The sequence below is a fragment of the Ignavibacteriota bacterium genome (assembly GCA_016708125.1).
Lineage (GTDB): Bacteria > Bacteroidota > Ignavibacteria > Ignavibacteriales > Melioribacteraceae.
In genome coordinates this window covers 1,312,584-1,334,823 of the sequence record JADJGF010000001.1, presented here as the reverse complement: position 1 = coordinate 1,334,823, position 22,240 = coordinate 1,312,584, and the positions used below count along the sequence as shown (strand labels likewise).

At 29.3% G+C, this 22,240-nt stretch carries 21 protein-coding genes; 7 read left to right on the top strand and 14 right to left on the bottom strand.

Annotation, left to right across the window (positions count from 1 at the left end; all coding sequences use genetic code 11):
• The first annotated feature begins 13 nt into the window (after positions 1-13).
• Positions 14-916: a carbon-nitrogen hydrolase gene (locus IPH62_06050; GenBank protein MBK7104828.1), complete on the top strand. Its 903-nt coding sequence runs from the start codon at positions 14-16 to the stop codon at positions 914-916.
• Complete coding sequence (locus IPH62_06045; GenBank protein MBK7104827.1) at positions 916-1,953, top strand: agmatine deiminase family protein; 1,038 nt, start codon at positions 916-918, stop codon at positions 1,951-1,953. The genes IPH62_06050 and IPH62_06045 overlap by 1 nt, the downstream gene beginning before the upstream one ends.
• Before the next feature lie 4 nt (positions 1,954-1,957).
• Here IPH62_06045 and IPH62_06040 read toward each other — a convergent pair whose 3' ends face one another.
• The 7 genes from IPH62_06040 to IPH62_06010 all read right to left on the bottom strand — a co-directional run bounded on the left by IPH62_06040 (position 1,958) and on the right by IPH62_06010 (position 8,674).
• Entirely contained in the window at positions 1,958-2,545 is a 588-nt protein-coding gene (locus tag IPH62_06040; protein MBK7104826.1) for a TetR/AcrR family transcriptional regulator, read from the bottom strand.
• 122 nt (positions 2,546-2,667) lie between these two features.
• Entirely contained in the window at positions 2,668-3,309 is a 642-nt protein-coding gene (locus IPH62_06035; GenBank protein ID MBK7104825.1) for a hypothetical protein, read from the bottom strand.
• Between the two features lie 157 nt (positions 3,310-3,466).
• On the bottom strand, positions 3,467-4,402 hold the full coding sequence (locus tag IPH62_06030; GenBank protein MBK7104824.1) for a DUF4249 domain-containing protein: 936 nt from the start codon (positions 4,400-4,402) through the stop codon (positions 3,467-3,469).
• Positions 4,403-4,404: 2 nt separating this feature from the next.
• Positions 4,405-6,726: a TonB-dependent receptor gene (locus IPH62_06025; GenBank protein ID MBK7104823.1), complete on the bottom strand. Its 2,322-nt coding sequence runs from the start codon at positions 6,724-6,726 to the stop codon at positions 4,405-4,407.
• A 111-nt stretch (positions 6,727-6,837) separates the two neighbouring features.
• Complete coding sequence (locus IPH62_06020; protein ID MBK7104822.1) at positions 6,838-7,290, bottom strand: hypothetical protein; 453 nt, start codon at positions 7,288-7,290, stop codon at positions 6,838-6,840.
• 32 nt (positions 7,291-7,322) lie between these two features.
• Positions 7,323-8,306: a Gfo/Idh/MocA family oxidoreductase gene (locus tag IPH62_06015; GenBank protein ID MBK7104821.1), complete on the bottom strand. Its 984-nt coding sequence runs from the start codon at positions 8,304-8,306 to the stop codon at positions 7,323-7,325.
• A gap of 32 nt (positions 8,307-8,338) precedes the next feature.
• On the bottom strand, positions 8,339-8,674 hold the full coding sequence (locus tag IPH62_06010) for an SdpI family protein (protein MBK7104820.1): 336 nt from the start codon (positions 8,672-8,674) through the stop codon (positions 8,339-8,341).
• A gap of 340 nt (positions 8,675-9,014) precedes the next feature.
• Here IPH62_06010 and rsgA point away from each other — a divergent pair, with 340 nt between their 5' ends.
• Complete coding sequence (gene rsgA / locus IPH62_06005) at positions 9,015-10,076, top strand: ribosome small subunit-dependent GTPase A (protein ID MBK7104819.1); 1,062 nt, start codon at positions 9,015-9,017, stop codon at positions 10,074-10,076.
• Positions 10,077-10,081: 5 nt separating this feature from the next.
• Entirely contained in the window at positions 10,082-11,350 is a 1,269-nt protein-coding gene (locus tag IPH62_06000) for a metallophosphoesterase (protein MBK7104818.1), read from the top strand.
• Between the two features lie 188 nt (positions 11,351-11,538).
• Here IPH62_06000 and IPH62_05995 read toward each other — a convergent pair whose 3' ends face one another.
• Together IPH62_05995 and IPH62_05990 are read right to left on the bottom strand one after the other, a co-directional pair.
• On the bottom strand, positions 11,539-12,444 hold the full coding sequence (locus tag IPH62_05995; GenBank protein MBK7104817.1) for a hypothetical protein: 906 nt from the start codon (positions 12,442-12,444) through the stop codon (positions 11,539-11,541).
• Positions 12,437-13,846, bottom strand: a complete 1,410-nt coding sequence (locus IPH62_05990) for a DUF1669 domain-containing protein (GenBank protein MBK7104816.1) — start codon at positions 13,844-13,846, stop codon at positions 12,437-12,439. The genes IPH62_05995 and IPH62_05990 overlap by 8 nt, the downstream gene beginning before the upstream one ends.
• A 148-nt stretch (positions 13,847-13,994) precedes the next feature.
• Between IPH62_05990 and IPH62_05985 the strand changes: the two genes are divergently transcribed.
• Positions 13,995-15,074 carry an SIR2 family protein gene (locus IPH62_05985; protein ID MBK7104815.1) on the top strand — a complete coding sequence of 360 codons (1,080 nt, stop codon included), beginning with the start codon at positions 13,995-13,997 and terminating at the stop codon, positions 15,072-15,074.
• Between the two features lie 239 nt (positions 15,075-15,313).
• Positions 15,314-15,883: a transposase gene (locus IPH62_05980; GenBank protein MBK7104814.1), complete on the top strand. Its 570-nt coding sequence runs from the start codon at positions 15,314-15,316 to the stop codon at positions 15,881-15,883.
• Between the two features lie 142 nt (positions 15,884-16,025).
• On the opposite strand, the gene IPH62_05975 is transcribed toward IPH62_05980, so the two are convergent.
• From IPH62_05975 to IPH62_05960, 4 genes are read right to left on the bottom strand one after another with little or no spacing between them, the layout of a single operon-like run.
• Positions 16,026-17,273 (bottom strand): FAD-dependent oxidoreductase, encoded by a 1,248-nt coding sequence (locus IPH62_05975; GenBank protein MBK7104813.1) that lies wholly within the window; start codon positions 17,271-17,273, stop codon positions 16,026-16,028.
• An 11-nt stretch (positions 17,274-17,284) separates the two neighbouring features.
• Positions 17,285-18,286, bottom strand: a complete 1,002-nt coding sequence (locus IPH62_05970; GenBank protein MBK7104812.1) for a 4-hydroxyproline epimerase — start codon at positions 18,284-18,286, stop codon at positions 17,285-17,287.
• Between the two features lie 2 nt (positions 18,287-18,288).
• Positions 18,289-19,866, bottom strand: coding sequence for an aldehyde dehydrogenase (NADP(+)) (locus IPH62_05965; protein MBK7104811.1), 1,578 nt, complete (start codon positions 19,864-19,866; stop codon positions 18,289-18,291).
• On the bottom strand, positions 19,866-20,795 hold the full coding sequence (locus tag IPH62_05960; protein MBK7104810.1) for a dihydrodipicolinate synthase family protein: 930 nt from the start codon (positions 20,793-20,795) through the stop codon (positions 19,866-19,868). The genes IPH62_05965 and IPH62_05960 overlap by 1 nt, the downstream gene beginning before the upstream one ends.
• 136 nt (positions 20,796-20,931) lie before the next feature.
• On the opposite strand from IPH62_05960, the gene IPH62_05955 reads away from it, so the two are divergent.
• Positions 20,932-21,810 (top strand): helix-turn-helix domain-containing protein, encoded by an 879-nt coding sequence (locus tag IPH62_05955; GenBank protein MBK7104809.1) that lies wholly within the window; start codon positions 20,932-20,934, stop codon positions 21,808-21,810.
• A 2-nt stretch (positions 21,811-21,812) separates the two neighbouring features.
• On the opposite strand, the gene IPH62_05950 is transcribed toward IPH62_05955, so the two are convergent.
• Positions 21,813-22,226 carry a hypothetical protein gene (locus tag IPH62_05950; protein MBK7104808.1) on the bottom strand — a complete coding sequence of 138 codons (414 nt, stop codon included), beginning with the start codon at positions 22,224-22,226 and terminating at the stop codon, positions 21,813-21,815.
• Between the last annotated feature and the right edge of the window lie 14 nt (positions 22,227-22,240).

Here is a 22,240-nt window from a genome sequence, read left to right as displayed (position 1 = left end):
TTTGGAATATAAAATGAGTAAAACAAAAAATAATAAATATACTATTGGACTTTTACAGCTTGCGTTTTCATCTGATTTGAAAGATAATACAAAGAAAACTTTATCTTGGGTTGATAAAGCTGCAAAAAAAGGCGCACAAGTTATTTGTCTGCCGGAACTTTACCGTTCGCAATATTTTTGTCAGAAGGAAGATTCATCACTTTTTAATTTAGCAGAAACAATTGATGGTCCTTCAGTTTCGGCTTTTCAGAAATCCGCAAAAAAAAATAAAGTTTCGATAATTGTACCAATTTTTGAAAAACGCGCACCGGGAATTTATCACAACAGTAATGTAATTATTGATGCAGATGGTTCAGTTTTAGGAGTTTACAGAAAAATGCATATTCCGGATGATCCGGCATTTTATGAAAAATATTATTTCACTCCCGGCGATTTAGGATTTAAAACTTTCCAAACTAAATTCGGAAAAATTGGAACATTAATTTGTTGGGATCAATGGTTTCCGGAAGGCGCAAGATTAACAGCTTTAAAAGGGGCAGAAGTTTTATTTTATCCCACCGCTATTGGCTGGCATCCATCTGAAAAAGAAAGATACGGAAAAGCTCAACAAGATTCGTGGATTACAATTCAACGTTCTCATGCAATAGCAAATGGAGTTTACGTTGCTTCTGCAAATAGAATTGGTTTTGAAAAAACCGTAAAAGAGCAAGACGGAATTATATTTTGGGGTTCGTCATTTATTTGTGATCCTCAAGGAGTTTTTATAGCCAAAGCTTCTGAGGATAAAGAAGAAATTTTATTGGCAGAAATAGATTTAAATCATATTGAAACTATAAGACGGAATTGGCCGTTCTTACGCGATAGAAGAATTGATGCTTATGACGGAATAACTAAAAGATTTTTGGATGAAAATTAATGAGTGAAAATTTAAGATATCCCGCCGAATGGGAAGAACACAAATCAACAATAATTTGCTGGCCTCACCAAAAAGAAGATTGGCCCGGAAAGTTTATGCCTATTCATTGGGTTTACACGGAAATTGTAAAATATTTATCACGCGGAGAAATTGTTAGAATAATTGTTCAATCAAAAAATCATCAAGAAAAAGTTAAAAATTATTTAACACGTGCAGAAATTTTTTCTGAAAATATTGATTTTATAATAGCCAAAACAGATCGCGGATGGATGCGTGATTCTTCGCCTTCATTTGTAAAAGTTGGAAATAAAACAAAAGCAGTTGAGTTTACTTTCAATGGTTGGGCGAAATATTCAAATCATAAATTGGATAGAAAAATTCCTCATATTTTAGCTAAACACATAAATCTTGAAATTGAATCTGCAATTCATAAAAATAAAAATGTTGTTTTGGAAGGCGGCGTAATTGATATAAATGGAAATGGAACTTTATTAACAACAGAAGAATGTCTGCTTGATGAAAAAGTGCAAACTCGTAATCCCGGTTTTACCAAAAATGATTATGATGAAATTTTCCAAAAATATTTGGGAATTGAAAATGTAATTTGGTTGAAAAATGGAATTGCAGGAGATGATACACACGGACACGTTGATGATTTGTGCAGATTTGTAAATTCCAACACTTTATTAATTTGCAGTGAAGAAAATTCATCCGATAAAAATTACAAAAATCTAAAAGAAAATTTAGAAATTCTTGAAGATGTAAAATTAGAAAACGGTTCTAAACCCAATGTGGTTAAGCTTCCAATGCCATCTCCAATTATTTTTGAAGGAATGCGACTTCCAGCAAGTTACGCAAATTTTTTTATTTCTAATTACGCAGTATTGGTTCCTACTTTTAACGATCCGAATGATAGAATTGCATTAAATATAATTAAAGAACTTTTTCCGGATAGAGAAGTGATCGGAATTCATTCCGTTGATTTAGTTTGGGGATTGGGAACAATCCACTGTTTAAGTCACGAAGAACCACTCTGATTTTTCAATTTAAAATACTATCAAGTTGTCTTTCTGTTAATTCGACAAAATCATTATAATTTGCCGGATTAAATCTATTGAGATAAAAAAGTAAAATTCCGACCGATAAATTCTTCAAGGTTTCCATTTTTAAATCTGCAATTTCCTTTGTACAAATATTGTTTTCAATGCAATGTTTCCATTCGTTTTCACAGAGTTTATCGTGAAAATTATAAATCAAATTTATTGTCTGCTTTTTTTGACCAAGATCATTTGCTTTTTCCAGAAAGAATAATTCAAAAATTCCCGGGTATTGAACGAAAAATTTCAAATAAGATATTGTAACCTTTTTAATTCGATATAAACCCCTTTCGCTATTTTGAGTTTCAAATTTCACAATTTCTTCACATTCCGATTGAAAATCCTTGACACATTCAAAAATAAGATCTTTTATATCGTTAAAATAATTATAAAGTGTAGCTGAAGAATAACCAGCTTCTCTTGCAATATTTCTTACATTAACGGCTTTTAATCCTTCGCCCTTAAGAATTTTTTTTGTCGCTTGAATGAAATATCCTTTCATTCTTTCTTCTTGAATTATTTTATTATCCATTATCGTCGTTTATATATTTATCAATGTTTATTTAATTAACAACGTTAATATAATGAACAAATATTATTTCAGCAATTTATTTTTTAGGTTTGTTTAAAACATTTAAGAATTCCTAAAATAAATTATTTGCTTAATATAAAACCGTTATTTTTAGAAAGTTTATGTGAGGCTAAACCTTTTTTAATAAGCATTTCATATTTTGCTTGCGCTTCGGAAACGGAAATTTCACCTTTTAAAGTTTCGTCAAGCTTTCCATCGGCATTATTATCAACAAAAACAGCGATTTTGAAACTTGTTAAATGAAACTTTTCTTTTATCGAAAATTGATTAAAATGAATGTTTTTAATAGATGAAAAACTTTTAATTTCATAAGTAATATTATTTTCAATAAAAGTATAAGTGGAATTTCCCAAATCAATTTGGTTTACCTTTCCTTGTTTTTCCAAATTTTCCAAACAGTAATCATAAATAGTTTGGGCTTTAGAGATAGAAATTTCGCCATTAATTACTTCATCAATTATTCTATCTTGATTTAAATCTGCCGCAACAAAATTTGATCCGATAATTTGATTACATGATTTTGGATTGTTTGGACAATAAGCAGAGCGCAAAATAAAATCTTGCCCCGAGTAAATGAATTTGAATTCAGAAACGCGCATTTCAGTTGAGCTTGCACAGCCAAATACTAAATATGAAATTAGGCAGATTAGAGAAAATGGAACTGCTTTAAGAATAAATACTTTTTTGATTTTTGAAGTTTTCATTTTATCATCTCCTATTTTAAATTCCATTTAAGGAGAGAAGTATTGTGTTTTGTTACTATGATATAATTTAACAGATTGGCAATGAAAAGCAAGAGTTTAATGTCTTTTTTAAAATATTTTTGATCCCAAAATAATTGAACTAAAAAAAATTTTTATTTTAATTCAGCACAATTGATTTTTCTGAAACTATAAATGCGCTAAAATACCCGAGCGCATTATTGTTCCAATTTGTTTCCGGATTTGCGGGAGCCGAAGATCCAAAAGGTCCGCTTCGTGCATTTGCACGGGCATTGCGTAATGTTTTAAAATAAGTATGAGTTTTTTCATCAATTGTTTGTAATTCTACGGTAATTAAATCATCTGCAATAAATTCTTCATCATCAAAATTGAAAAAGAAAAAATCAATATAATTTCCGTTTGTTAATCTATCATCATAAAGGAAAATCCCATTAAGTTTTTCATTATTCTTATAAACAATAAATCTTGCAAAATCATTTTGATTTGGATTGTCTTGAAAATGAACATGAAGTTCAAGAAATTTTTTATCTTTATTGAAAGGGCGGGATTCTAAAACATAAGAAATACTATCAATAGTTATTGGATTTGGCGATGAGGAAATTGCGGTAAAATTTTTATTGTTGTAATTTACGTCAATTCTGTATTGGTTTTCCGGCGCTGCCAAAAGATTTTGATTAAAATATTTTCCGGGGGAAATTTCATTCAAAATATAATTTGCGGAATTATTTTCTGTAATTGTTATTTCTGCACCGGAAATTAATTTATAATTTCCCGGATTGTAAAAATCTGTTGATTCGGTTATATACACAAAATTTTTATCCAATGAATTTGTAAGATTTGCTTCAATTACAATTGCGGGATCAGCAGAATTCAGATCAAGTTCAATAACTTCTTCGCAGCTAATAAAAAGAATCATGAATAAAAATATTATTAACATTTTTGCAAAACCAGATTTTGTCATATTGAGCGAAGCGAAATATCTCGATTTAAAATTCAAATGAGAATCTTCAGTTAATGCGGATTCAGAATTATATTTATTTAATATTTCTGAAATTTTCAAATAATTTATTTTCATAATTAAAATCTAAAATTAAATGTTATTGATGGAACAATTGAAAACAATGCTAATTTTATTGCTTGTGTTTTACTCGGATCATTTTCATCTTCTTCAAAAGTTATTCTAAAAGCATTTTCTCTTGCATAAACATTGTAAAGCGAAAAAGATAAACTCATTTCGCTGTCTTCCGATTTATTAAAATAGTATGTCGCTCCCAAATCCAAACGGTGATAATCGGGCATTCTATAACCATTTCGCTCAGTAAAAAGATTTATAGTCTCTCCATCAATTTGATATTTACCGCTTGGAAAAGTAGCCGCAAGTCCCGTGTAATAAATCCAATTTGCGGAAAATGACCATTTATCATTTAAGTTATAAATTCCTACTAAAGCAATATCGTGAGTTCTATCTTGTCTTGCCGGAAAGCTATTTCCGTTATTAATTTCTTCAAATTTTCTTTTAGTTGTTGATAAAGTATAACTGAGCCAGCCGGTAAATTTTCCGACTTTCTTTTCAAAATAAAATTCTAAACCATAAGCCCAGCCGCTTCCAAACACAAGCTGCGATTCAATATATTCATTAAGAAAAATATCGGCGCCGTTTTTATATTCAATTAAATTCTGCATATCTTTATAATAAATTTCAATGGATGATTCAAAAAGATTATTATTGAAATTTCTGAAATAACCCAAAGAAAATAAATTTGAAACTTCCGGTTTAATTAAAGAAGTGCTTGGCTGCCAGATATCTAAAGGGGTTGAAGTTGAGGCTGTAGATAATAGGTGAATGTTCTGAGTGTTTTTTGCATAACCAAATTTTACCGAACTTGTTTCATCTAATAAATAATTTGCGGAAAATCTTGGCTCAAGAAAATTATATGATTTTATTAATTCACCGCTTGTATAATTTTTTGTATCGGTTAAATTTCCATCGTTATCAAAAGAATAAATTTCTCCACTTCCAATAAGATTGAAAGAAGAAAATCTAAATCCATAATTTACTTTCAGCAATTCATTAATTTTCCACTCGTGTGACAAATAGGAATTAGCTTCAATTGCATAATGATTATCAATTTTTTTCGAATTAAAATTTGTATTTCCGGTTACAGAAATTTCTCCGGGAAGAAATGTATGATAAACGGCATTTAAACCAAATTTAAAAGTATGATCAGTATTGAAGTAATATTGTAAATCTTGCTCAAAATTAATATCTCGTATTCCGGAGCTTATCGTGGTTGATTGTTCCGTATCTTCAATATTTATATCATAATTATAATCGCTGTAAATTAATGTTGAATTCGAGAAAAGTTTTTCACTAAAAATATGATTCCATCTTAAAGTTGCGGTTGTGTTTCCCCAATCAAATCCAAATTCATCATTAAAACTAAAAATATCTCTGCCGTTATATCCGGAAAAAAATATTCTATCTGATTCACCCAATCTATAATTAAGTTTTCCATTGAAATCATAAAAATATAATATGGAATTTTTTAATCTGTCTTCGCCGAAAAGAGGGAAAAACAAATCGGCATAAGTTCTTCTTCCCGCAAAAATAAAGGAGCCTTCGTTTGCAGAAATTGGTCCCTCAAAAGTTAAGCGGGAAGAAATTAATCCAATTCCGCCGTACGCCGAATATTGTTTGTTGCTTCCGTCTTTCATTGAAATATCAAGCACGGAGCTTAATCTTCCGCCGTATTCCGGTCCGCTTATTCCCTTAATAATTTTAGCACTTTTAATTGCATCGGAATTAAAGACGGAAAAAAATCCCATTAAATGCGATGCATTATAAACCGGCGCTTCATCAAGAATAATTAAATTTTGATCTACAGAACCTCCGCGAACAACAAAACCGCTGTTACCTTCACCCGCAGAAGAAATTCCGGGAAGTAATTGAATAGTTTTTAAAATGTCTTTTTCGCCGAATATTATAGGCACTTTTTCAATTTCTTTTGGAACAATTTCAGATGTGCCCATTTCAGTTGATTTGACATTCTGATCAGCTTTTACATCGGTAACAACAACTTCTTCCAAATTTAAAGTCTTATCGGAAAGATTGATGTTAAGTTTAACGGAGTTTGTTAAATCAATTTTAAGCGATTGTTTTTCATATCCAACAAAACTAAACTCCACATTATAATTTGAAGATGGAACGGAGAGGGAATAAAATCCATATTCGTTAGAAGCAGTGCCGGCGCTTAATTCTTTTATAAAAACATTTGCACCAATTAATGTTTCGCCGGAATTTGCATCGTAAATAAATCCACTTAAAGTTGAATTATTGCTTTGTGCATAATTTATTTGAAATAGTAAAAATGACAATATAATTATTATGAAATACCGCAAGTATATTTAACCCATTTTTTTGTGTGTGAAGTTAGAGAATTTAATTTTAAGAAATTGTTAAATATGATGAGAGAAAAAGAATTGACCTTTTAACAATTATAAAAATAATATTTAATCGCGTAATAAAGTTTTAGAAACTTCCACTTTTTTGTTAAGTAAAACAATTGAGATTACAAATATAAAGACCAGCATTACTAAAACGCCGATTTCAATCATAAAATTTTGAAAGAATTCATGTTCGTAAGAAGTCTCAACGCTTATAATTAATATTCTTCGTATGGATGCGATTAATCCGACAATCAAAAATGGTTCTGCGCAAAGAGTATGGTTTTTAATTGAAATTCTGACTGTGTACATAATTTCAATTATCATTATAAGTAAAAGGGTTTTTGCAATAATTTCTATTATTACTTCAACGGAATTAGGAGAGTTAAAGTAATGTGAAATTGTATTTATTTCATCATAAATTAAAAGCACAGAACCGGTAATTAAAAACAAAATAATTATTCCGTAAATTATTGTTTCAACAAATTCAATTACTCTTTCCGGTTTTAACTGTTTCATTTTTATCTCACAAATTGTTGATAAAATAAATTTTATTCAAAAGAATATTTCAATCCGATTGATTTCCGAATATCATCCATAAGTTTCATATTTGCCAAAGTTCTTTCGTAAGATATTTCATCACTTTGTAATTTACCAGTTTTAATACAATTCATAGCTTCTTCAATTTGATATTCAAAACCGGTTGCGCGAAAAGGTCTTTCCTCAATAGTTTCACTTTCATTAATAAATAATGTGGCTTTTGTTGCAGCCCAAAACATACAATGAATTTTAATATGTCCTTTTGTTCCGTAAATAATAAATGAATTTTCATTTTGTGAAATTAAATTACAGCTAAATTGTGAAATTACACCATTGCCATAATTTAAATTAACCGCAGTCATTTCATCAACATTGGTTTCACCCAAATACCCGCTTGCAGAAAACGAGATTGGATTTTTTCTTAAAACCCATTGTGAAACTGCTATTGAGTAAATTCCCAAATCTATTAAAGCTCCTCCAGCTAATTGGTGATTGAAAAATCTATCATCCAAATTTCTTTCAAAGGCATAACCAAAAGTTGAAGTTAATAATTTTATTTCACCAATTAAATTTTCATCAAGCCAATTTCTTACAACTTTATAAATAGGAAGAAAACGAGTCCACAATGCTTCCATTATAAATACATTTTTCTCTTTAGCTAAATCAAATAGCTGCTTTGCTTTATTAAAATTTACAGTCAATGGTTTTTCGCACAAAACTGGTTTGCCAGCATTTAATGCAAGCTGGGCTTGATCAAAATGAAACGGGTGTGGAGTTGCAATATAAACTGCATCAATTTTAGGATCGTTTACTAATTCTTCATAAGATTTGTAAATATTTTTTATTCCATAATTATCTGCAAAGTTTTTAGCTCTTTCGTCATTTCTACTTGCAACCGCATAAACATCTGCGTTATCAATTACTTTGATTGCTTTTGCAAAATTATTTGCAATTCTTCCGGGACCAATAATTCCCCAATTAAAATTTTTATTCATAAAAGTATTTTAGTTTTATATAAAATTAATTTTCAATCATTATACTTATTTGAATATTTTATCGATAAAATAATCAAAATTACCGAACCCATAATTAAGGCTGAAAGTAAAATAAAAATTGTGTAAACCTCATCAATAAATGGATAAAAATAAAGTAATACAGATAACAAGCAAATAATTAATCCCAAAATAAAAATATATTTTCCGACTTTAGAATTTACTTCATACCAAACTTTTTCATTCAGCATTGTTTGGGGCAATCGAATTCCATACCAATTATTAATTTTAATTTTTTTAAATATTAGCGGAATTGATAAAACAATAAAAAGAAATCCGGTAATAAAAAATGTAATATAACTTGAAAGCATGTTACTTAAATATTTTTGAGAAATAAATTAAATTTAATTCGATTTAAATAAAATCAAAATATTCAGTTTTTTGAATAATCAAAATTTTCATTCCAGAATTCTTTAATCGGCAATTTCGAATCAATTCAATGTACAAATTTTTGCATCCACAATAATTCTTGAATTAAAAATTATAATAACATATTTTTTGTATCATTAAATAGCCAAGTAAACAAGCCAAAGTATGATTGCCTAAAAATAATTTTATAAGGTTTTAACCTTTTAAAATTTCCTCAGAAAATAATTTGATAGTTAAAATTAGCTATCCTTAAAGCAAACTATAATTTTGGAGAAAAATAAAATGAGTATTCATAAACTTGGCTTATCCAAGGAACAATTTAATTTATTTAGCGGTGAGAAAAATAATTTTCAAATTGCGAGGGTTATTTCTGTTCAGCGCGAAAGTTATATTATCAACAATGGAGAAAAAGATTTATTTGCAAAAATTACCGGCAATTTAATGTTCTCTGCAAATTCTGCAATTGATTTTCCAACCACGGGCGATTTTGTTTTTTATCAATCGTTTGATGAAGATTCAACGGTCTTAATTCATAAAATATTAATTAGAAAAACTTTATTAAGCAGAAAAAATCCGGGAAAGAAAGTTGACTATCAACTAATTGCGGCAAATATTGATTTTGCTTTTATTATGCAATCTTTAGATAACGATTTTAATACAAACCGGCTGGACCGATATCTCGCAATGGTAAACGAGTTTAATATAGAACCAATAATACTTTTGAGCAAATCCGATTTATTGAAAGAAGAAGAAATAAATAATAAGTTGGGGATTCTAAAAAATAATTATGAAAAAATTCCAATTTATCATTTCAGTAATTTTGAAAATAGTTTTAAAGAAATTGTAAATATTTTATTACCGGAAAAAACATACTGTTTAATTGGTTCATCCGGCGTTGGAAAAACAACTTTGCTTAATAATATTTTAGGCGAAGAAATGTTTGAAACAAGAGAAGTTAGAAAAGGCGATAACAGGGGAAAACACACAACTACGGCAAGACAATTGGTGCTACTTAAAAATGGAGCAATGATTATTGATACGCCGGGAATGCGGGAATTAGGAAACATTTCTTTATCGCAGGGAATAGAAAAAACTTTTGATGAAATAAGCAGTCTAATTGAAAAATGTAAATTTGCAGATTGTACACACACAATTGAAAAGGGTTGTGCAATTTTAGAAGCTTTAAAGAATGGTCAAATTTCTGAAAAGCGGTATAATAATTTTATGAAGTTAAAAAAAGAATCCGATTATTATGAAAGATCGTATGTTGAAAATAGAAAACGCGATAAGGAATTCGGCAAAATGATAAAATCAGTTTTAAAAGAAAAAAATAAGAGAAAATAAAAACTATGAGAAGTAATCCGTTTTTAATTTTTGCAATATTCGGCGTAATTCTATTGTTAATAGATTTTTATGCTTACAGAGGTGTAAAAAAATTAATAATTGATTTGAACAAAACAACATCACGAATTATTAAAATTTTATTTTGGATAGTTCCGGTAATAATAATTTCCGGAATGGGATTTTTTCCCATTCTCCGCGAAGAAGTAAATCCGGCAAGGTTTTTAATCTACTTTCATTTTATTTCCGGAACCTTCATTTTATTTTATATTCCCAAATTAATTTTCATCATTTTTAATTTTGTTGATGATTTAATTCACGGCGCAATTCACATTTTTTCAAGAAAGAAAAAACAAAATATTGAATCTAATAATTCCGTAAAAATTTCCAGAAGTCAATTTTTAACTCGTGTTGGAATTATAACAGCCGGCATCCCTTTTTTATCAATTATATACGGAATCGGCTGGGGAAGATTTAACTTAATCGTTAGAAATGTTAAACTTAATTTTACCAATCTTCCTAAAAAATTTAAAGGATTAAAAATTATTCAAATCTCAGATTTTCACATCGGAAGTTTATTAAACAATCCGGAGTTTGTAGAAGAAGTAGTTTATAAAATTAATTCTCTTAATCCGGATTTAATATTATTTACCGGAGATTTTGTAAATAATGTTGCTGAAGAAATGGATGAGTTTTTATCAATTTTGAAAAGTTTAAAATCAAAGTTTGGCAAATATTCCATTTTAGGAAATCATGATTACGGAGAATATGTTCCGTGGAAATCCGAAGAAGCAAAGCAGGCAAATTTAGAAAAATTAATACAGACTCAAAAAAATATTGGATTCGATTTGCTGCTGAACGAAAATAGAAAAATTAAAATTGGTGAAGAAGAAATTGAGCTTATCGGAGTTGAGAATTGGGGACTTCCGCCGTTTCCTCAATACGGTAATTTGAAAAAAGCGATGGAGAATGTTGAACAAAAATCATTTAAAATTTTGATGTCTCACGATCCGACTCATTGGGATGAGCAAGTTTTAGGTTTTACAAATATTGATTTAACGATTTCGGGTCATACACACGGAGCGCAATTTGGAATTGAAATTCCGGGTTGGAGATGGAGCCCGGTGAATATTCGTTATAAAAGATGGGGCGGACTTTATACAGAGAATAATCAACATTTATATGTAAATACCGGAGTAGGATTTATAGGTTTTCCCGGAAGAATTGGAATGCCCCCGGAAATTACGGTAATTGAGTTGGGAACAAGAATATCTTAAACTAATTATTGGCTTGCTGCCTCCGTCCAAACGGTGGCAGAGAAGATAACACTTACTTTTACAATCAAACAACAAATACTGTCATCGAGTGGTCGATGACAGCAAACTTATATATGAAAATCTGAAATTTGTTAATGCTTTTTTAAATAATCTTGGGCTTGTTCCTCTTGAATTTTAGTTCGTCTGAATTATTTATCTTTCAACTTTTCTGCAATTTCTTTATCTAATTTGGTCCCTTCTAAATCACCAATTTCTTCTTCCCAGATGCTTCTGGCTATAAAATAGTCTGGATTACTAGCATCTAAATCAATAACCTTGGAAATCATTTTTATTGCATCTTGATATTGTTTAATATCAGCAAGCACTAAAGCCAAGGATAAGTATGAATATTTATAATGTGGATCAACTTCAATTGCTTTATTGAAATCACTTATTGCAGCCCATATATTTCCTAATTCTTCAAATAAATGACCTCTAGAATAATATGTTTTCAGAGTTTCGAGCTTGTTTTCAATTAACCAATTAAAATAATTTAATTTGTCTTCATTACTAAAATCTTTAGTTTGTGTTAAAATTGTAATATGTAGAATTTTTGATAACCTAGAGTTGCTATCAAATTTCATCATTTTTTTCACTTGCTCAATAAACATTTCTTTGTTTTTTATTAAAAAATAAACTTCTGCTTTATAGTATAAAATATAAATTTTTAAACTTGATAAAGGATCTCCATATTTTAGATTTTTATAATAATTATATGTACCCTTTTGATCAATTATTTTTAAGGCAATATCCAACTCACTAATAATTGCTGGACCATATTCCTCAATAATTGGCAAATTAAGGTAATAAAGACTTTCACTATGTCCTACATAACCTAAAGCAACATCTGGGTATTTTTGTATAATTTCAATTGATTTTTTAAGTAAGAGTCTCCATTCCTTTTTGTTGATCAGATCTGTTAATTGTTCATTTAATGATTTAATATTTTTAATCGTTTCCGACTCATAAATGATTTTATCAGTAATTGATATTTTATTACTAATATTTGTTAAGTAACCATTTCGCTTTTTTATAAGTTGTTTATTCTTATTCATTATTAATTAAATTAATTTCTTCATCTAAGATTTGAATTAATTCTTGTTTCTTTATTTCAAAATAATCTGACCATTCATATATCTGATTGACCTTTAAATAAGTTTCATCATTTCTAAGTTCATTCAAACTATTCTCCAAACTATTTCTTTTTGATCTCAAAACCAATAATATTGAAAGTAATTTATTTTTTTCGGTCACATTTTCACCAACAGCAACAAAAATTCCTTTCTGAAGATTTTGGTAGATCTTTTCAACAGTCTTTATGTCGTTTTTCTCAAATGCTTTTTTTAATTCAATAAAAATCTTTGTTGCTTCATCTTTTTGAGATTCAGAAACAATATCTGGATGACATATTTTTGATGCTTTCCTAAACAATTTATCAATTTTAATTTTATCTTCCACTGAAAGATCAATAACTACATCTTTTATACTTATTTCATAACTTTCTTGATAATTTTTGTATTCTTGTTCTGAATTTTTATATTCATCTTCCATTTCTGGAATTATTTCTTTCTCTTTTTTTAATCTATTTTTTCTGAGTTCCAGTATTTGTAAAATTATATTTCCTAATAATTTATCATGTTCGACTTGAAATAAATAAATTATTTTTTCCATGTAAGCGTATTCATCTTCAAGTGAACTAATCTGTAATTCCAAAGCTTTAATTTCTAATTTTATAGCTTGAGTTTCTGGATCAATAAAGATAATTAGTGATTTTAATTTCCTTGTGAAATTATCTATTAATTCTATTGATAGACTAAAGTGTTGGTTTTCAATTTCTTCAATTATATTATTTAAATTATTCATTAAGTCATTATGTAAAAAGGAAGATGTTTGTTTTTTTAACTTTTCTAATTGATAATTGATATCGTCTAAGTCCTCGAGTAGAATAGTATTCTTAAGTGTTTCTAAACGTAATCCTATTAATTCAATATTAGGAGTTATTTCTTCTTCATAATTACTTATTAATGTATTTTTTAAATGTTCAAATTCTTGTTCAAAATCTATTGCAAGCTCGGTATTCTCCTTTATTATTGTTATGCTTTCATTATTTTTTTGTGCTTGTTTAGTCCAATTGTAACTACCACTAATTATTGTGCTATGATCAATAATACAAAATTTATTATGCATGATAGATCTTCGAGAATTTGCATTTTCAATAAGCCATACTTTGCTACCAAGTTGGTTAAGTTTATCATAATCAATATTTGAATTTTTATTTATACGGTCATTCATTACAAGTAATTCAATTGCAATCCCTTCATTAGCTTTTGAACATAATAATTCAAAAATATCATCGTCAGTAAACCAGGCAATTGCAATTTTTATAGATTTTTGAGATGTTGAAAGTTCATCAATGATTATTGATTGAATATTTTCAAAGTGGGCTTGAGTTTTCATTTTATAAAAATTTTAATATTAAAATAAATATTAAGTTACTCAATCACAAAGTTGAAAAATAGTTTGAATGAATATTTGCCTAAATTTATTTTTGTAATTTAAAGTAAATGTTATTAATTATTTCTCCTAATATTACTAGGATAATAAAATGAGGAAAGCAATTGTTTTAGGTGCCGGTTTTTCTAAGGCTATAGGTTGTTTACCCATTACTTGTGAAATGTTTAATTCATTTAGAAAAACTTTAAACATTGAGACGATAAAACAACATAGAAATAGAATTAAATGGGGAGAATCTATATTTGAATTTCTTACTAGATTAGAAGATAGATTTGCTAAACAGCCACTGTCTCGAGCCAATGATAAATCAGCTATTATTGAATCTAACTATGAAGAAAACTTTGAAGCTGTTTTGTCAATGATTGATTTGGGAATTCAGTATGAATTGAAGGCAAGAACCTCAGATGGAGTGATGACATCAAATTTAGATGGTAAACCTTTATTGTGGGATTATTCTACTTCCCAATTAAAACAATTACGATATGAAATATCAACTTATCTTTATTTAACATTGATAGATCCAAGAATTAATCAAAATTTATTAGATAGTTTTTATGAAAAAATGGTAAATAAAGACACTCATTTTATTACCTTCAATTATGATTTAATTGTGGAACAATTTCTTTATAAAAAAGAGCTATGGAAGCCCAAAGATGGGTATGGGCTCGAGTTTGATGAGTTCCCCCAAGTAAAAGCTGAAAATAAAAAGAGTTCAAGTCATTTAGTATTAAAAATGCATGGCTCCCTAAATTGGCGCGAATCCGAACTAGAGAATCGTTACAAAATAGAAAATATGCTTGATGATGGAAGCCCTATATTTCCTGATTATTTTAAAAATGAAATAAAGAGAAATTTTGAATATGAGGGTGGAATTAATCTTAAGGCTCTCAAATTGCCATCACTTGTTAAAAAATTTAATAGTTTTCAACTATTATCTATATGGCGAAAAGCACATTCAGTAATTTCCAAATCTGAAGAAGTCATTTTTATTGGTTACAGTTTTCCAGAGGCGGATACTTCTGTCTATACATTATTTAACACAATTGATTTTTCTTCCAAAAAAATAGCAATAATAGATCCCAAACCAGATGAAATTGAAAAAAGGGTTAGAAAAATTACACTATGCAATAATATACATGTAGTTAATAAAAGTTTAGAAGAATATCTTTAATTAAAATATATTTATAAACTTTCTGACAACGTCCAAACGGTTGAAGGGAAGAAGTATATTTGAAAAATAAATGCCAAAGACGTAATTATTTGTTGCCGTTGTTTTTTGATGGTGCTTACTTTTATGAATTGCTGCCATCGTCCAAACGATGGCAATAACTTTCTTTGGCTTTACAAAGTAACACTTTTATTTAGTGATCGATGAAAGCAAACAAATATCATTCAATAAAATGAGGAAAAATGTCTTTAAGAGGTCGAGAAAAATTAATTGACGAATCTTTTTTCTTTGTTACAACTTCAGTAATAAATCATTCCAGTGTTTTTATTTATGATGAGTGCTGCGATATTCTAATTTCTAATATCAAACATTATCAAACAAAATATAATTTTGAAATTCTTTCTTATGTTATTATGCCAACTCATTTTCATTGGATTGTTCAAATTGATAAATCAAAGGGAACAATTTCTGATATAATGCGGGATATTAAAAAATACAGTGCATGGGATATTATGGAAATTTTAGAAAATAAAAATCGATTTGATTTAATTAATAAATTCGAAAAACACGCATCCGATTTTGAGTACAAAGATAGAAAAAGAAAATTTTGGCAGCATCGGTTTGATGATCAAGTTATTAGAGATCAAAAAATGTTTTGGATAAAACTAAATTATATTCATAACAATCCGGTTAAAGCTGGGTTCGCAGTAAAACAAGAAAATTATAAATACTCAAGTGCAAGAAATTACATTCTGCAAGATCATTCAATAATTTTTGTAAATACAGAAATGATGGGAATTATAATTAAATAAAATTGAATTTTTTACTGTCACCGATTGCTCGGTGACTGCAATATAATGGAGTTGGAAAAAACATCTTAAATTAATTATACTCTTGACCATTAGCTTGCAGCCATCTTCCATACGATGGCAGTAATGAAAGCAAAGAGAATCTTTAATTATATCTTTCCGGATTATAAGCTTCCACATTAACAGAAGTTTTTTGATCTGAAATTATTTCGGAAATTAATTTTCCCGTTGCTGGTCCTAAACTCATGCCCAACATTGCATGTCCGGTTGCAATAAATAAATTACTATATAATTTACTATTTCCTATGTAGGGAAGCCCATCGGGTGAACAAGGACGTAATCCGTGCCAAATATTTTCTTCAATGGGCATTTCAATATTTAATTCCGGATAATATTTTTTAAATGACTCAATCATACTTTCTACTCTACTTGTTCTAACTTTATGATTTATAGTATCAATCTCCATATTTCCACCAATTCTTAAAAATCCGTTCATAGGAGTTACGGCAACTCTTTCATCAACCAATATTGATGGGTAGGTTGGGAAATTATTTTTCTGATCAATATTAAAACTGTAACCCTTTCCCGGCATTAAAGGTATATTAATTTTCATGTTCTTTAATAATTCGGAAGTCCAAACACCGGAAGCAAATAGGAATGAATCGGCTTCGTAAGTATTTTTATTGCTGGAAACACCTCTGATATGCTTACTCGAGAATTTAATTTTTCGAATAACCTCATTAGAAACAAGATTTATATTTTTAGATTTTAAATTTTCTACTAATGAAGAAATTAAGTTATTTGGAGTGAAATGAGAATCGCTCAAATAATGAACTCCACCAATTACATCATATTTACAATTTGGATCTAAATTTTGAATTTCACTTTTTGATAGAATTTTTGTTTCAATTTCATACTTATTGGAAAGTTTAGCAAGCTCAATTTCCTCTTCGGCGGTTTTTTCATTTTTATAAAGCATCAATAAACCTTTGTTTGTTAATCCAAATGAATTGCTTGATTCTTCGGAAACTTCTTTGTATAAACTACTGCTTAAAAAAGAAATATCTCTTAACGGAATTATTGAATTGTTTACATGTTTATTATTTGCATGTTTTAAAAAATTAAAACACCAAGAAATAAAATCTTTATTTAATCTTGGATAAAATGAAAGAGGAGATTTTGAATTGAACATCCATTTTATTGCTTTTGGAATTATACTTGGCGAAGCCAATGGAATAATATGGCTTGGAACAACTAAGCCGGCATTGCCATGCGAACATCCGTAATCAAAATTATACTCATCAATTATTGTAACATCGTAATTTAATTTATTTAGATAATATGCAGAGAAAAGTCCCGAAACGCCGCCGCCGATAATTACAACTTTTTTCATAAATAAAATTCCTAAATTACTTGAAATCCATGAGCGTACGGATCATCGTCATCAATAATAATTGTATTGTATCCGGTAATTTTTGCCCAGCCTTCAATACTTGGAATAATTGCTTTGTAATTTCCAACTTTTGTTTCAGCTTCAACTTTTCCAATAAATTGAGAACCGATTATACTTTCATGAATAAATTGATCACCAACTTTTAATTTACCTTTTGAAAACCACTGTGCCATTCTTGCCGAAGTGCCCGTCCCGCAAGGAGATCGGTCGATTGCTTTATCGCCATAAAATACGGCGTTGCGCGCAGTTGCTTCCGGGGATATAGTTTTTCCGGTCCATTGAATATGGCTGACTCCGGAAATAAGTTCATTTTCTGGATGTATAAATGAATATTTTTTATTTATTTCATTTCTAATTTCTCTGCTAAAACTAATTAATTGATCAGCCGAATAATTTTCTAATCCGCCAAAGTTTTTTTGAGGATCAATAATTGCATAAAAATTTCCGCCGTAAGAAACATCAAATGTTAATTCTCCCAATGCTGAGCTTGTGATTGAAAGATTTTCTCCCGCTAAAAATGATGCTACATTTGTAAGTTTTACGGATTTTACTTTTTCTCCGTCTTGATTATAATCAACAAGAACCAAACCGGCCGGAGTCTCTAATCGTACTTTTCCTTTAACCTTAGGATTTATTAAACCATGTTCAATTGCGATTGTTATCATTCCAATTGTTCCGTGACCGCACATTGGCAAACATCCGCTTGTTTCAATAAACAAAACGCTGATATCATTTTCCGGATTGCTCGGCGGATACAAAATACTTCCAGACATCATATCATGCCCGCGCGGCTCAAACATTAAACCTTTTCTAATCCAATCAAATTCTTTCATAAAGTGAAGTCGTTTTTCAAAAATAGTTTCGCCGTTTAATAATGGACCTCCGCCGGCAACAATGCGCACGGGATTTCCGCAAGTGTGTCCATCAATGCAAAAAAATGTTTTCTTCGCCATAGTTAAATTTTATTTTGTGTAAAATTGTTATTTACTAATCGCCAAATATTTAACGGATTTTCATTTTTCAATTCATCTGGTAATAGTTCATTCGGAAAATCTTGATAACAAATTGGTCGCGTAAATCTTTTAACTGCATCCGTTCCCACCGACGTAAATCTTGAATCTGTACTTGCCGGAAAAGGTCCTCCGTGCTGTATTGATGAACAAACTTCGACTCCGGTTGGAACACCGTTAAAAATAATTCTTCCTACTTTATCTCGGATAATGTCTATCAAATGATTGTTTTCTAAAAGTTCATTTTTTTCTGCAATAAAAGTTGCAGTTAATTGTCCTTTTAACTTTTTTGCAACCACTTTCATTTCATCAATATTTTTGCAAATTACAATTAAAGAAAAGGGACCAAAAACTTCTTCGTGTAAATTTGGATTATTTATAAAATTATTGGCGCTCGTAGAAACCAAAGTGGGATTACCAAAATTACTATCATGTGAAGAATATGCTTCAATCTTTATACCTTTTTCTTCCAACATTTTATTTCTTCGCAAATTATAATTTTGCGCAATTCCTTTGTTCAACATTTTACTTGCGGAACTTTTGTTTATTTTCTTTGCTAAAGATTCAACAAATAAATTTAGCTTTGGATTTTCAACAGTAATAATTAAACCGGGATTTGTACAAAACTGTCCCGCGCCCAAAGTTATTGAGGATGCGAGATTTGTTGCAACATTTTCAAAATCTATAATTAATTTATTTGGTAAAACAAAAACCGGATTTGTGCTTCCCATTTCCGCAAAAACCGGAATAGGTTCTTCTCTTTTATTTGCAATATCATATAAAGATTTTCCTCCGTTAAAAGAACCAGTGAATGCAACAGCTTTAATTTCTTTATGATTAACTAATTTCGTCCCAATTTCAAAACCGGAATCATTTAGTAATGAAAATATACCGTTAGGCATTTTTGTTTTTTCTGCAGCTTTAATAATTGCGGAAGCAACAAGCTCGCTCGTTCCCGGATGAGACGGATGAGACTTTACTATTACCGGACAACCGGCAGCCAAAGCTGAAGCTGTATCTCCTCCGGCTGTTGAAAAGGCGAGCGGAAAATTACTGGCACCAAAAACCACAACCGGACCAACAGCTTCACGCATTTTTCGTATATCAGATTTAGGAATTGGCAGACGTTCCGGAATTGCTGTATCAATCGAAGCTTCAACCCAAGAACCTTCTTTCAGAAATTGTGCAAACATTTTTAGTTGATTAACTGTTCTTCCGCGTTCACCAATAATTCTTGCTTCCGGCAAAGCTGTTTCTAAAACTGATCGTTGAATTAATTCATCACCAAGATTTAAAATTTCTTCAGCAATACATTCTAAAAATTCTGCTTTTTTTATCCCAGAAAAATTTTTGTATTTATGAAATGCAGATTTTGCTAATTCAACTACAGAATTTAATTCATCTTCAGTTGCACAGTAAAAAACTCCCTCCATCATTTCAAAATTATTTGGATTATATGCTTGAAATGTTTTTTCACCTTTATTTGATAAAGCGTTACCAATATAATTTTTTCCGGTTATCATTAATTATTCTCAATTTTTATACTTAAATATTCCGGTAAAACCGGTCGATTTTCTAAAGCTGTTTCAATAATATTTTTTACTTTTTCTCGTTCGGTTCCATAAAGCGGTAATCTTGGAGCTCTAACAAATTCAGAACCAATTCCGGTATAGGTTTCTGCTAATTTAATATTTTGTACAAGTTTGGGATTTATATCCAACTCAAGTAAAGGTAAAAACCATCTTACAATTTTCACAGCTTCATCAACTCTTCCGGATTTGGTTAATCTATAAATTGCAACTGTTTCTTTTGGAAATGCACAAACTAAACCCCCAACCCACCCATCTGCTCCAAGAGCTAAACATTCTAAAGCAATTGTATCAACACCGCACAATATTTTAAATCTATTTCCAAATTTATTTATCATCCGTGTTACGTTAGTCACATCTCGAGTTGATTCTTTTACCGCATTAATGTTTTCTAATTCAGCAAGTTGTTCAAACATTTCTAAAGTTACTGGAATTTTATAATCAACGGGATTGTTATAAATCATTATTGACAAAGTTGTTGATTTTGCAATAGCTTTAAAATATTCAACAGTTTCCAAACTATCTGCGGCATAACGCATTGGCGGCAAAAGCATAAATCCATCTACACCTTTTTGTTCAGCTTCTTTTGCAATACGAATAGCTTCTTTTGTTGATTGTTCTGCAATGTTTAGAATTACGGGAATTTTTCCACCGGCAACTTTTTTTGTTTCATCAACTAAAATAAATTTTTCTTCGTTTGTTAACGTTGAGGCTTCACCCAAACTTCCGGCTAATATTATTCCATCAATTCCAGCTTCAATTTGAAACTCAACATTTTTGGAAAACAATTCTAAATCTAATTTATCATCTGCAGTAAACTTTGTAGTTATTGCCGGATAAACGCCTTTCCAGTTGACTTGCATTTTTCACCTTTATTTTTTTCTCTATAAAAATTAGCATTTAATAAACAAAATATTTTAGTCATTTTTTGCAAAGTTTGATACTATTTTATCAGTTTATAAATATATTTGTACAAATGATGATAGAATAATATAAATAATGAAAGCTTTATCTTTTAAAATTCCTAAAACAAATAATCAGTCAATCCGTGTTCAAGTTGATAAACAGAAATATTATTACGACAATTTTCACTATCATCCGGAAATTCAAATATCATATATTCTTGAAGGAAGCGGAACAAGAATTATTGGAAACAGTATTGGGAAATTTAATAAAGATGAAATTTATATTATTGGATCAAACATTCCGCATATTTTCAAATCTGATAAAATTTATTATGAGAAAAAAAGTTCTCTGATTTCTCATTCAATCTCAATTTACTTTTCCGAAATTTCTTTTGGTGAAAAATTTTTTCATTTGCCGGAAACTCAATCTGCATATGAGTTATTGCTCAATTCAAGAAAAATTATTTTTATCAAACCAAAAATAAATGATCAAATCAAAAAGGAATTTTTAAATATTTCAGATGTAGAAGGATTTGAAAAATTTCTGTTATTTCTAAAAATATTAGATCAATTAGCAAAAACTAAAAATTCTAAATTATTGAGTAAAACAACTTATGAGTTGCGAAACACCGAAAAAAACGGAAAAAGAATTAATGATGTTTTCGATTTTGTAATTAACAATTATAATAGAAATTTAACCTTAGAAGAAATTTCAAAAATTGCAAATCTTTCCGTTACGGCATTTTGCAGATTTTTTAAAGAGCGAACACGAAAATCATTTATTGAATTTGTTAATGAAGTTAGAATTGGCGAAGCGTGCAAACTTTTGAATAATCAAGATTTTTCTATTTCACAAATTTGTTATGAGGTTGGATTTAATAACATTTCCAACTTTAACAGAAAGTTTAAAGAAATTACAAATCTTACTCCCAAAAATTATCGTCGAACTTTTTCCGAAAATAAAATTGAGTGAAATTATTTTTTGAGAAAATATTTATACACAATGGTTGGAGCCAATAAAATACATATCAAGAAGAAAGCCCAAGTTTTTCCTTCAAATAAATTATAGTCTGCAAGAAGTTTTGAAATTGAATGTCCCATTACAAAATGACCAAAACCAAACTCAAATAAAATTGTTGCCGTAAACCAAAATATTCCGATTTTAATCATATCAGATTTTTTATACGATGCTTTTGTTTTCTTTAGAAATAAATATGTAATTCCGATTAGATAAAAAAATGCAAGCGGTAAAAGCAATGCCCGCGCTAAGTTTCCGTTTAAACCGGTAAAAGGAATAAAGAAAATTTCTCTGAAAGCGCCAAAAAATATTGTTATGATTGCAAATATTAACCAAATGAAAAATGCTTGAACGTAAATGTTTTTTATCATTTTTATTTAGAAAA